Annotated in this window: 13 protein-coding genes; all 13 read left to right on the top strand. The window is 59.7% G+C overall.

Features of this window, described 5'->3' with window-relative positions; all coding sequences use genetic code 11:
* Nucleotides 1-107: 107 nt before the first annotated feature.
* Nucleotides 108-611 (top strand): type VI secretion system contractile sheath small subunit, encoded by a 504-nt coding sequence (gene tssB, locus PM2_RS26505; RefSeq protein ID WP_028699986.1) that lies wholly within the window; start codon nt 108-110, stop codon nt 609-611.
* Nucleotides 612-628: 17 nt separating this feature from the next.
* Nucleotides 629-2,119: a type VI secretion system contractile sheath large subunit gene (gene tssC, locus PM2_RS26500; RefSeq protein WP_016714366.1), complete on the top strand. Its 1,491-nt coding sequence runs from the start codon at nt 629-631 to the stop codon at nt 2,117-2,119.
* Entirely contained in the window at nt 2,116-2,526 is a 411-nt protein-coding gene (tssE, locus tag PM2_RS26495; RefSeq protein ID WP_016714367.1) for a type VI secretion system baseplate subunit TssE, read from the top strand. The genes tssC and tssE overlap by 4 nt, the downstream gene beginning before the upstream one ends.
* A 3-nt stretch (nt 2,527-2,529) precedes the next feature.
* Complete coding sequence (gene tssF, locus PM2_RS26490) at nt 2,530-4,296, top strand: type VI secretion system baseplate subunit TssF (RefSeq protein WP_016714368.1); 1,767 nt, start codon at nt 2,530-2,532, stop codon at nt 4,294-4,296.
* Entirely contained in the window at nt 4,260-5,276 is a 1,017-nt protein-coding gene (gene tssG, locus PM2_RS26485; protein ID WP_016714369.1) for a type VI secretion system baseplate subunit TssG, read from the top strand. The genes tssF and tssG overlap by 37 nt, the downstream gene beginning before the upstream one ends.
* Nucleotides 5,273-5,842: an FHA domain-containing protein gene (locus tag PM2_RS26480; protein ID WP_028699985.1), complete on the top strand. Its 570-nt coding sequence runs from the start codon at nt 5,273-5,275 to the stop codon at nt 5,840-5,842. The genes tssG and PM2_RS26480 overlap by 4 nt, the downstream gene beginning before the upstream one ends.
* Nucleotides 5,839-6,639, top strand: coding sequence for a type VI secretion system lipoprotein TssJ (gene tssJ, locus PM2_RS26475; protein ID WP_028699984.1), 801 nt, complete (start codon nt 5,839-5,841; stop codon nt 6,637-6,639). Before PM2_RS26480 ends, tssJ begins: the two co-directional genes overlap by 4 nt.
* A 56-nt stretch (nt 6,640-6,695) precedes the next feature.
* Nucleotides 6,696-8,033, top strand: coding sequence for a type VI secretion system baseplate subunit TssK (tssK, locus tag PM2_RS26470; RefSeq protein ID WP_016714372.1), 1,338 nt, complete (start codon nt 6,696-6,698; stop codon nt 8,031-8,033).
* A 1-nt stretch (nt 8,034) separates the two neighbouring features.
* Complete coding sequence (gene icmH, locus PM2_RS26465) at nt 8,035-8,898, top strand: type IVB secretion system protein IcmH/DotU (protein WP_016714373.1); 864 nt, start codon at nt 8,035-8,037, stop codon at nt 8,896-8,898.
* A gap of 132 nt (nt 8,899-9,030) precedes the next feature.
* Nucleotides 9,031-9,546 (top strand): Hcp family type VI secretion system effector, encoded by a 516-nt coding sequence (locus tag PM2_RS26460; protein ID WP_016714374.1) that lies wholly within the window; start codon nt 9,031-9,033, stop codon nt 9,544-9,546.
* Between the two features lie 74 nt (nt 9,547-9,620).
* A complete protein-coding gene (locus PM2_RS26455; protein WP_028699983.1) occupies nt 9,621-11,789 on the top strand; it encodes a type VI secretion system Vgr family protein in 2,169 nt (722 codons plus the stop codon).
* A complete protein-coding gene (locus PM2_RS26450) occupies nt 11,786-12,718 on the top strand; it encodes a DUF4123 domain-containing protein (RefSeq protein ID WP_028699982.1) in 933 nt (310 codons plus the stop codon). The genes PM2_RS26455 and PM2_RS26450 overlap by 4 nt, the downstream gene beginning before the upstream one ends.
* On the top strand, nt 12,711-12,894 hold a 184-nt coding region (locus PM2_RS26445), incomplete at its 3' end, for a hypothetical protein (protein ID WP_042132608.1). The genes PM2_RS26450 and PM2_RS26445, both read left to right, overlap by 8 nt.

Raw genomic sequence — 12,894 nt, 5'->3', positions numbered from 1 at the left:
TCACCCAGCCAGATAAACATATGTAAGAAACTTCCTACAAGAGCAACACCACATTAAACAAAGCCCAAAATTAAACATCCTACAAACCAACAGGGAGTTACGTACCGATGTCTAGAAATACGGGTTCTGTCGCGCCTAAAGAACGCGTCAATATCAAATACGTCCCCGCTACGAGCGATGAGCAAGCTGAGGTGGAGCTGCCCCACAAAATGCTGGTACTGGGCGACTTCGGCCTGGATGAAGATCGCGCGCTCGAGGACCGCCAGGTGATGCGTGTCGACAAACACACGTTCAACAGCGTGTTGAACGACGCCAACGTGAGCCTGGCGGTATCTGTGCCTTCCGTGCTCAGTGCAGCCCCGGATGCCGAGCTGGCGGTCCATCTGCAGTTCAGGTCCATCAACGATTTCGGGCCGGACCGTATCGCGCGGCAGGTACCCGAGCTGAACAAGCTGCTGGAACTGCGCGAAGCGCTGGTTGCCCTGAAAGGCCCGCTTGGCAACGTCCCGGCCTTCCGCAAGCAACTGCAACACCTGCTGAACAACGAGCAAGCCCGTAAACAGCTCGCACTAGAACTGGACCTGGTACCTGAAGCGCCAGAAAAAGACTGAGACAACGGAGCGTCCCCATGCCTAAGCCAAACACCACCACCGTCACCACAGACGCAACCATAGACACATTGGGCAATGGCACTTTGCTCGACCAGATCATGGCAGAAACCAAACTGGTACCTACGCAGGAGGGCTATCAGGTTGCCAGGCAGGGCGTATCTGCCTTCATCGCCGAAATCCTCAAAAGCAACGACCCGGATCAACTGATCAACAAGCACCGGGTCGATCAGATGATTGCAGAGGTTGACCGGGTTCTCGGCAAACAGATGGACGCCATTTTGCACCAACCCGAGTTCCAGCGGCTTGAATCCTCATGGCGTAGCCTGAAACTTCTGGTCGACCGCACGAACTTCAGGGAGAACATCAAGCTCGAAATTTTGCACATCAGCAAAGAGGACTTGCTCGACGACTTCGAAAATGCAGCAGACATTACCTGCAGCGGCCTCTACAAACATGTTTACACCGCCGGGTACGGCCAGTTCGGGGGAGAGCCGGTTGCGGCCATGGTAGGTAACTACAACTTTGGCCCCGCCTCTGCGGACATCAAACTTTTGAGTTACATGGCCTCCGTAGGTGCCATGTCCCACGCGCCCTTCCTGGCCGCACCTTCCCCCGAGTTCTTCAACTTGAGCAGCTTTGAAGAGTTGCCCAACCTCAAGGAAATAAAAGACCTCTTCGCCGGCCCACGTCATGCCAAGTGGCGCGCTTTTCGCGAAAGTGAAGACGCCCGTCATGTCGCGCTGACCGGACCGCGCTTCATGCTGCGCTCCGCCTACCACCCGCAAGAAAAGCCAATCGAGAGCTTCAATTACAACGAAGACATCGCCGGGCGGCATGACCACTACCTGTGGGGCAATTCCGCCTTCCTGCTGGCCAGTTGCATCAACGACAGCTTCGCCCGCTACCGCTGGTGCCCGAACATCATCGGCCCGCAATCGGGTGGTGCGGTCGAAGACCTGCCAGTCCACCTGTACGAGTCACTGGGGCAATTGCAGGCCAAGATTCCTACCGAGGTGCTGATTTCCGATCGCAAGGAGTTCGAGCTCGCCGAAGAGGGCTTCATCGCCCTGACCATGCGTAAAGACAGTGACAATGCAGCGTTCTTCTCAGCCAACTCGGTGCAAAAACCCAAGAACTTCCCTAAAACCCCCGAAGGGCTGCAGGCACAGACCAACTACAAGCTGGGAACCCAGCTGCCCTACCTGTTCATCGTCAACCGCCTGGCCCACTACATCAAAGTGCTGCAACGCGAACAGATCGGCAGCTGGAAGGAACGCCGAGACCTTGAGTCCGAGCTGAACAAGTGGATCAAGCAGTATGTCGCCGACCAGGAAAACCCGTCTGCCGACGTTCGCAGCCGCCGGCCGCTACGTGCCGCCCGTATTGAGGTCTCGGATGTTGCCGGTGACCCAGGCTGGTACCAGGTTTCGATCGCCGTGCGTCCGCACTTCAAGTACATGGGCGCGAACTTCGAGATCTCTCTGGTCGGGCGGCTCGATACGCAATGAGTGGTTTTTTTGAACGCTTGACGGTGGATCAGAGTACCCGTCCGCAGGCCACTCGACAGGAAAGCGCTGCGCACACGTTCGCCACCATCAAGCGCCATCTCGAAACGCTGCTCAACGCCCGCCAGGGTTGCTCTCAGAGCAGTCCTGAGCTGGGCTTGCGTGACTTCAACGGGCATGACGTGAACCGCGGCGACTTGCTCGTACAAGTGAGCGCGGATATTCGCCGCACCCTCCAGCGCTTCGAACCACGTATCCAGATACGCACGCTCAAGGCAGTGCCCGATACCCATGCCCCGCTGGAGCTGCATTTCAGGCTCGATTGCCAGGTGCAGGTCAACAACCACGCAGAGCAGCTGCAACTCGAGCTGCTGGTCAACGGGCACAACCGCTACACCCGAGTGAGGTGACCGATGTCACTGAAAGACCGTTTCAGCGAAGAGCTGCGTTACCTGCACGAACTGGGGAGCGACTTCGCCAAGGACAACCCGCAACTTGCAAGACTGCTTGGCACAGGTGCCTGTGACCCCGATGTCGAACGCCTGATGGAAGCCTTTGCATTCCTGACGGCCAAACTGCGGCTCAAACTGGAAGACGACCTACCGGAGCTGACTCACCCCATGCTGCAGTTGCTGTGGCCCAATTACCTGCGGCCCCTGCCCAGCGCGACGATCATCCAGTTCACCCCGGTCAAGCAGTCCCTCAGTCAGTCACAGCACATTCCGAAGGGATCGAGGTTGTGCTCGGAACCCGTGGACGGCGTAGCCTGCGAGTTCCGCACGTGCACTGCGGTGAACATTCATCCGTTCAAGATCGACACGGTGAGTGCAACCCAGACACTCGAAAACGCGACGATCCGCATCGGCCTGCAGGCACTGGTCGAGCGGCCACTGAACAGCCTGGGCTGCTCCAGCCTCGACTTTTACCTCAGTGGCGATATTCACACCGCCCGCACGTTGTACCTGTGGGTTTCTCAATACCTCAAGCACATCAACGTGATCGTCAAGGGTGAAGTTCGTCGGCTGCCGGCCGGCAGCATCTCCTTCCCGGGATTTAGCCCCGACGAAGCCTTGCTGCCCTACCCGCAGAACGTCTTTGATGGCTACCGGATCCTGCAGGAGTACTTTGTCTTCCCCCAGCGCTTCCACTTTTTCAGCGTTACCGGGCTGGATAAAGCCTGGCCAGCGCATGACAGCCTGACGGTAAGCCTCGAGTTTCACTTCACGCGCCAGCTACCCGACACACTGCGTGTCAGCAACGCAGATTTCAGTTTGTTCTGCGCCCCTGCAGTCAACTTGTTCCAGCACAGTGCCGAGCCCATCGACTTGTCCAGCGAGGACGCCTTGGTCCCACTGAAACCCAAGGGAGCGGAGCCGTACAGTTACGAAATTTTCAGTGTCGACCAGGTCATCAGCACCCGCACGACGACCGACGGGAGTGTCGGTGAGCACCTGCGAACTTTCCGTCCCTTTGAATCGTTCGCCCATGAAATCGAGCACGTTCAAGGACGCACTGCGCTGTACTACCGCTACCAGTTGGAGGCGTGCCTGCGCGGCGATGGCGTCACGCACCGCATCGCCTTCGTCCGTGCCGATGCCAACAGCTATATCGGCGAGCTGGAAACCGCGTCCATCGACCTGACATGCACCAATCGAGACCTGCCGCTGGCGTTGGGCATTGGTGACATCAACGCGCGTACCGAATTTACGCCGCCACTGGCCACCTACACCAACATCTGCAAGCCCACCCGCCCTTGTCGCCCGGTGCTGGACGGCCAGTTGCAATGGGCATTGATTTCCAACATGTCGCTCAACTACCTGTCCCTGCTCTCGGTCGAGCCGCTCAAAGCGGTGATCCGCGCCTACGACTTCGTCGCCCTGCACGACATTCAGCAGGCGCGTACCACCCAGAAGCGCCTGGACGGCATGCGCGATATTCATACACAGCCCATGGACTGGCTAATCAAGGGGCAACCCATTCGCGGCCTGCACACTCGGCTGAAGCTGGACCAGGCCGCCTTCCTCTGCGAAGGCGACCTGTACCTGTTCAGTTGCGTGCTTGCCCACTTCTTTGCCTTGTACGCCAGCATCAATTCCTTCCATCAGCTGGAAGTGATCAACATCACCAACAACGAGCACTACACATGGCCAATACAGACCGGCAAACAACCGCTGATCTAGCCGACAGACTGCTCGCCGAGGCGCACCAGTACAACTTCTTCCAGTTGCTGGAGCGGCTGCATGGGCTGCATGGCGACGATCTGGAACCCCGTTGGCCTGACGAGGCAACCCGGTTGCGCGTGCGCCTGGCCTGTGACCCACGGCTGACCTTTCCCGTATCGGACGTTTACAAAGCTCAACGCATGCCCCACGAAGAGGCGCGCTACCGGGTCGTTGCCACGTTCCTCGGGTTACACGGTACCGATTCACCATTGCCCACCTATTACCTGGAGCAGGTGGCCTATGAACATGCGCAAGGCATCGGTGTACGGCCGGCATTCTTCGACTTTTTCAACCACTACCTGCTCAGCCTGTTGCACCGCAGCTGGCGCAAATACCGGTACTACATCCGCTTCCAGCCGGGTGCCCGTGACGGGTTCTCGCAGTACGTTTTTGCCCTGCTGGGGCTTAACGACAAGCAACTGCGAGGGGATACGGCACTGCCCTGGAGCCGCCTGCTCAGTTTTGCCGGGGTCATCGCCAGCCGCAGCCGTGCGCCAGGCACCGTGGCCGGCATCATTGCGCACTGCTTCGACCTCAAGCATGTGCAGATCCGCGAATTTGAAACCCGCTCGGTACCCACTGCGGCCGGGCAACGCGTAAGCCTGGGGCGCGCCAACGGCCAGCTGGGCAGCACGTTCATGATCGGCAGCCGTACACGCACACGCAGCAGCAAGTTCACCATCGTGATCAGCGAACTCGACCAGGCGCAACTGCGGGACCTGCTACCCAGCGGCATCAACTTCGGCCGTTTGCGTGCATTGATCGACGTTCTGCTGCGTGACGGCCTTGCCTACGACCTGGAGCTGCGCCTGAAGCAGAACGCGCTGTCACCCTTCTGCTTGCGCCGCAGCCAGGGCGCCTACCTGGGCTGGACCAGCTTCATCGACGACCGGCATGGCCAGATCAGTCCCGTTGTACGGTTCAGGGGGCGCTCATGAACACATTGACCGTGAGCATCATCAACCTGGACCAACTGCGACATGGCGTTATCGCCAGGCACCGATTCGATTGCAAGGGCGGAACCATTGGCAGCGGACAGACAAGCTGGCAGCTCGACGATCCTAATCAGAGCGTTGCGCCCATCCACTGCGAAATCCGTTGGATAGAAGGCAGCTTCTGTGTGATCGATCACTGCCAGCGCACCTATCTGAATGGCAGCGCCACCAGCCTGGGTGCATACCCACCCAGACGCCTGCTTGAAGGCGACCAGCTTCGGGTGGGTGCTTATCGGCTACAGGTTCAGTACGCCCAGGACCCCGCCGCCACGCGTTCGCTAGAGGACATGTTCTATCCGGATCAGAGGGTACTCGACCGCCTGATCGCCGAAGAAACAGCAGCCTCTTGGCCGATCGAACCCTCTGCTACGCAACCGGCTGCCGAGATCTGCTCGGCCTTCGAGCCCACCATGGGCAACGATCCCTTGGCAGCGCTGGATGCAGCCGCTGAGTCAGAGGCTTCCCCGTCGAACCCGCTGCTGCGGCTGATTGCCGGAGACCGCCCATGACCCGCCAACCGTTGCTGGTCGCGGCCCTGCTGGTTGCAATGTTCGGGGGTGCCGGCTGCACCTCGTTAAGCAGGATGGGCCAAGTTGCCATGGACCACACGTTGCCCATCGGGCCGCCGAAGGATCACCCGACCCAAGTTGCGTTCAGCATCAACGCGAGCCCTACCCTCAATGGTAATCCGAACAGCCTTGAGGTAGCGGCCGAAGAACAGCACAGCACCCTGGAGCCCAGCCCCTACGCCGTCACCCTGAGTGCGGGCGACCCTTATGCACTGACGGAAAAGATCGTGACCCTACTGGAGTACCTGCAAGAGCAGTTTCCAGCCATGTCCCCCGTCGAGGTGGACGAGGAAGGCAACGATGAACCGGCTCGCTCTCCTCTGGAAGAGAGCACCCCCGGCAGCTACGACGACCCGACCGTAACGTTGACCTTGCCGCACACCACAACCGTGGCCTCGGAACCCGTCGCCACGCCGATTGCCATCAAGATCCTGCAGCTGCGCGACGACTCGCTACTGCGTAACACCGTGTACCAGTTGCTGGACCAGGACCCGGCCAAAGCCCTGCGCAGTACCTACATCCGTGATGACGATTACCTACTGCACCCTGGCCAGTTCAAGTACATCCCGTTCGAACCCATCCATGCCGAAACCCGTTTCGTGGCGGTGATTGCCGACTACCGAGGCCTTGAGGACGCCAGCTGGCGGCAAGTGCTGCGCATTCCGCCGCGTGGCCGCCAGATCATGCTGTCGGTGTTGGTAAACGACACGCACATCGTGCTCAAGGAAGAAGATTGATGACACGTCTACTCCCCTTTGCCCTTCCCGCTTACTCACGCTGACACGGAGTGCCCATGAGTTCACGCAATCCCGTTCTTTGGCCCGAAGGCCTGTTCGTAAAACCACAGCATTTCCAGCAAGCAGCCCGGGCGGGTGAAGCAGCCCTCCACCAGCGCCTTGCCAGCCTGAACGCAGCCTTCTACGGCTTTAGCGAGCTACAGCTGAACGACGAGTACCTGAGCCTGGGCAAGATTGCCATCACCCGGGCGCGGGGCGTCATGCCGGACGGCACGGTGTTCGACATCCCCGCCGACCTGCCGCCGCCGCCACCGCTGGAAATCGACGACGACGCGTGCAAGGACAGCGAGGTGTATCTGTGCCTGCCGCTGCGCACCGAGGGCGGCTGCGAAGTGAGCTGGCCCGACAATGCCGCCAACTTCCGCTACACCGCCCAGCCACAGGAGATCAAGGACACCCATTCTGCGGACGGTGACCTGGTACAGGTAGACCTTGCCATGCCCAACCTGCAGCTAAAACGCAAGGCTGAAGACAGCAGTGCCTACACACGCCTGGCCATGGCACGCATCCTGGAGCGGCGCCCCGACGGCAGCCTGCAACTGGACGAAACCTTCTACCCCACCAGCGTGTCGGTGCGAGCGGTGCCGGCACTGCAGCGGTTCCTAGACGAAATGACCAACACCCTGCGCGAGCGAGCGCGAGGCCTTGCCAAGCGTATTGGCGCCTCGGGCCAGTCCGGTATCGCCGACATTCGCGACTTCAACCTGCTGCAGGCCATGAACCGCTGGTGGCCGTGCTTTCAGCACCTGGCCCGGCAAGCGCAAACGCATCCCGAGCAGCTTTACCTGTGCATGAGCCAGGCCTGTGGCGAGTTTGTCACGTTCACCGACGAAAACAGGCTCCCGCAAGATTACCCCGCGTACCACCACACGGCGCTGCGTACTTCGTTCAAGCCGCTGGAAGACACCTTGCGCCGCGCCCTGAGCACCGTCCTGCAGCCGCGCGCCGTTTCACTGCCGCTGGTGAACGAAGCGTTCGGTGTGATGACGACCAGGCTGGAAGACCGCCGTCTGATCGACGAAGCCGACTTCATCCTTGCCGTGCGCGCCGACCTGCCACCGCAGGTGTTGCGCCAGATGTTCATCCAGAAAGCCAAGATCACCTCACTGGAGTCGCTGTACGACCTGGTGCCGCTGCAACTGCCGGGCATCCCCTTGCTGCCTTTGCCGGTGGCGCCGCGCGACCTGCCTTTTCACGCGGGCTTCAGTTACTTCGAAGTGAACAGGCGCGACCCGGCCTGGGCGTGCATGGCCGAGGCCAATGGCTTTGGTCTCCACATTGCGGGCGAATTCCCGGGCCTCGAACTGCAGTTCTGGGCGATCAGGAGTCAGTGATATGGCAGATGACACGACCACCCGCACCGATGCAACAAGCGCTGAAGTCAGTCAGCTGACTACATCCCTTAAACCGTCAGCACCCGACGACCAGGCCGCGCCGGCCAACGCACAAGCCTCTGCGCAAAAGCCTGAGCCTGTTTACGAAGGCTATCCCGCCGACCCGCAGTTTCAACTGCGGGGCGGGTTCGCCAACCTGATGCTGGATGCCGCATCACCGCTGTTTGGCTTAGTCATACGCCTGCGTACGCTGGACGAATTGCCAAATATCAAAGATGTGCACCAGCAAGTGCGCAACCAGATCGACAACATTCAGGAAGAAATGCGCCAGCACGGATACGAGCCTGCTCAGCTGCTGGCGTATACCTACGGCCTGTGCCTGTTCATCGACGAAGCTGTCATGGAGCGGCCCTGGGGCAAAAGCAGCTGCTGGAGCCAGGAACCCTTGCTGAGCATCTTCCACGACGAGACCTGGGGCGGAGAAAAGATCTTCACCGTGATCTCGCGCCTGATGCAGGAGCCCAAGCGTTATCAGGACGTGCTGGAGTTCATGTACTTCGCCCTTTGCCTTGGGCTGAGGGGAAAGTATGCGCTGGCGCCGAAAGGTGAAGAAACCGTCACTGCACTGATTCACCAACTGCACGGGATCATCCGCGAACTGCGTGGCCCCACCCCTGAAGAAGTCTGCGACCCCTACACCAATGTGGCCCCACGCAACTTCCGCATGAACCGGCAATGGCCCTGGTGGAGCCCTTTGGTGATTTCCGCCATCGCCATGGCAGTGGCCTACGGCATCTACAGCTACCGCCTGCACCTGATTACCACCGAAGTACTGGAGTCGCTCAACGCCATCCTACAGCAGTAGGCGAATGCTACATGCACCCACCGAATTCACCCCAATAGCGAGGCATCTGCCTCATTGAAAAGCCCATCGTTTTCGATGGCCACGCCACCTGTGGTGTGCGTGCTAATCCACATGGACGCAGGAGAAACTGCCATGCCAACACCCGCTTACATCAAGATCGAAGGCAAGACCCAAGGCAACATCACCGCAGGTGCATTCACGTCCGACTCCGTCGGCAATGTGTTCGTCGAGGGCCATGAAGACGAAATTCTGGTGCAGGAAATCAAGCACCAGGTAACCGTCCCCACCGATCCGCAAAGTGGCCAGCCTGCCGGCCAAAGGGTGCATAAGCCCTTCGTTTTCACCAGTTCATTGAACAAAGCCACACCACTGATGTACCAGGCCCTGGCCAGCGGCGAAATGCTGCCGGTCGTTGAAGTGAACTGGTATCGCACCTCAGTGGAAGGCAAGCAGGAGCACTTCTTCACCACCAAGCTGGAGGACGCCACCATCGTGGACATCAATACCGTCCTTCCGCATGCCCAGAATCAGAAAAACGAGAATTACACGCAGCTGGTCGAAGTGGCCATGTCATACCGCAAGATCTCCTGGACACATGTGACCGCAGGTACCGAAGGCTCTGACGATTGGCGTAAACCGATCGCCTGATCTAACGGAAAAGCCCGGGCAGCCATGGTCTGCCTGGGCACTTCGAAGTCTCAGGCGAAGGACAAGGACTGCTTATGCCCAGCCAATCCGACTTGCGATACAGCTTCCAGCCCCTCGTTGGAAACGCTGAGTTCGAAGTGGTGTCATTCAAGCTCGAGGAAGCACTCAGCCAACCGTTTACGTTGACCCTGGAGCTGATCAGCTTCGAACACGACATCGACTTCGGCCACCTGCTCGACAAACCGGTGCTGTTCACCATCTGGCAGGGTGAACGCCCCGTACGGTACATACATGGCCTGGTCAGCCGCTTCAGCCAGGGTGAGAGTGGCTTCTGCCGTACCTATTACCATGCCTTGGTCGAGCCCCAACTGGCCCGCGCCAGGCTGCGCTCGAACTGGCGCATCTTCCAGCACAAGACCGCCCCGCAAATTCTCGAACTGATGCTCAAGCGTCAAGGTATCGTCCACTATCAATTCGGCACCGGCTTCGACTACCACGTTCGGGAATTCTGCGTACAGGCTGGCGAAACCGATCTCGACTTCTTTGCCCGCATCGCTGCTGAAGAAGGCATGGTCTATCGGTTTGAGCACACTGAAAAGCAGCACAAACTGATCATCACCGACCGACTGCTCACATTGGGGCATATCGAGTGCGACATAGCCCATGGCGAGGATGAGGACGAAGGCTTCGTCGAGGGTAACAAACCTGCCAGGCCTTACACCGTGCTGTACCACGCCAACAGCGGGGGCACCCGACACACCCCTTGTCTGCAACACTTGCGCTACAGCGAACACGTGCGAACCGCACGCCAGGTTCAGCGCGATTACACCTTCACCCACCCGGCCTATCGCCAGGAGCATCGGGCCTCGGGGCCCCATCTGGAACACCAGTCCACGGACTATGAGTGCTTCGACTACCCCGGCCGCTACAAGCGCGACGCCGTCGGTAAGCCGTTCACCGAAAACCGCATCACCGCCCTGCGCCATGACGTACGCATTGCCGAAGTCCGAGGCGACGATGTACGCCTGCAACCGGGCCTGAGTTTCACCCTGACCGGCCACCCCCGGGAAGACCTGAATGTGCTCTGGCGGGCAAGCACGGTCACCCACGAAGGCAGCCAGTTCACCAGCCTGCAGGAAGAATCGGCCGGTGCCAATCAAGGCACACGCTACGAACAAAAGGCGCTACTGGTACCAGGCCGAACTGAATGGCGCCCTGCCCCGCTGCCCAGGCCACGGGTTGATGGCCCCCACATGGCGACCGTTGTCGGGCCGCCAGGTGAGGAAATCTATTGCGATGAATGGGGCCGGGTGAAGGTCAGCTTCCCCTGGGACCGCGAAAGCCAGGACAACGCGTTCAGTTCATGCTGGGTACGGGTATCTCAAGGCTGGGCCGGGGGTAGCTGGGGCTCGATGGCTATCCCGCGTATCGGCCAGGACGTGATCATCCATTACGTCAACGGCGACCCTGACCAGCCGATGATCACCGGCCGCACCTACTGCGGTGACCAGCTACCGCCTTACGACCTGCCCCGGCACAAGACCCGCATGACCATCAAAAGCCAGACCCACAAGGGTGATGGCTTCAATGAACTGCGTTTTGAAGATGAACTGGGCCAGGAAGAGGTGTTCATCCATGCCCAGAAAGACCAGAACAATGTGGTCAAGCACGACGAGACGACACAGGTGGGCAATGATCGCCATGAACAGGTCAGTAACGACGAAACCATTCTGATTGGCCGTGACCGCACGGAAACGGTTGGCAATGATGAACGCGTCACCATTGGCCAGGACGCCGCGCTCGATATAGGTCGCAATCAGACCATCAATATTGCCAAGGACCGCGTTGAAACCATCGGTAATCACCGCCACGACCGGATCACCGCCAATCACCACACCCATATCGGCGGTAACCTCAATCAGCAGGTCGAAGGGCTTGCCGAGCTTGAAGCCCGTGGAGAAATCCGCAGGCGTACACGCCGCTATGAGCTTCGCACAGCGGAAGCGGTGATCATCCAGGGCCCTGGGGGCGCCATCCGGATCGACGAGACAGGCATCACGCTGGACAGCCCGACGATTCGCATCAACGGTCAGATGCTCAAGTCTGCAGACGGGGCAACCAACCCCTTTTCAATCAGCGGCACGCCGGTCACCGGCAAACCTCTGGAGCGCCAGTGCGGGCGCCGCGCCGATGGCACCTGCGCCATGCCCGACTGCCGCTGTATGCGAGGGCCAGGCCAATGAGTACAACAACCACAATCTCACAACCGAGTGAGCACTTCGGGAAGAACGCTCGCTTTCTGCTGCTCGAAAGCCGCGTGATCGAGCACTGGGCCTACCGGCCTATAACCCGAATACTTGCCAATGGTGAGCTGGTACCCGCCTATGCCCCTTCGGTGCTTGAGCTTATCAATGATGTCAGCCTGAACAGCCAGCATGCGTGGTTGTGGAGGCGCAGCGCTCTGGACGAACGCCATGACTTCGGGCCGTTGCTGGTAGCCGTGTCAGATGCACCAGAATTGCTTGCCCATGCAATCTCCACCTGGATGCCTATTGGCGGCGTGATTGCGCTGGATGCCGAGATTGACCTTGCCCAGTTGGCAGACCATTTCACCAGCCTTGTGCAAATTTCGCTTCCGGATCAGGGGCTGGCCACTTTCCAGTTCAACCCGGACCACCTGGCGGCCTGGCTGGATGCACTGGATGAAGACCATCGGGATGCATGGCTCGGGCCTGTGACTTCGCTGGCCTGGCGAGTCAACTGGGGGCCAGCTCACGCGTGGAAGTCGCTTGAGCGTAGCCCGACACATGCACGTTCCTTTTCGCAAGCCCCGCTCTCACTTCGCAGGCCTGAACTTGAGCGACTGCAAGCAGGCATGCACGAGCACTTCGTGCTCACGCTGGCACACGAGGTGGTAACCCTGCCACAGCACGCCACCCACACATTGGCCGACATCAGGCAATGGATTGAAAGCCTGCTGCCGCAACTGAAAGCCCTCAACTTTCGCGATGAGGAAGTCGCTGGGGAATTCATCAGGCTGATTGCCAGGCACATGTGGCTCATGACCGATGACCAGGCCGGGAAGATCTACACCAACCTCGAGGAGTCTCCACAGGGCCGACTGTACGAACTGCACGCCTTGGTCAAAAGCAAGGAATCCAACCATGAATGACAACAGTGTCAGCAGCGCCACCTCCGGCCCTGCCTGCAGCGCACGCGTCCCCATTCTGCCCATCCGCTATGCCATCGTGCCGCGCACCGCTGACGCACCCGCCTGCCGTTACGCCGACTCAGGCTTCAACCTGGAACAAGGCTTCGCCCCGCTGCAGCACTGCGCCTATACCCTCC

This window comes from Pseudomonas monteilii NBRC 103158 = DSM 14164 (assembly GCF_000730605.1).
Taxonomy (GTDB): Bacteria; Pseudomonadota; Gammaproteobacteria; order Pseudomonadales; family Pseudomonadaceae; genus Aquipseudomonas; species Aquipseudomonas monteilii.
Note: the sequence above shows the minus strand (reverse complement) of the source record. Positions and strands in the feature narration are given on the sequence as shown.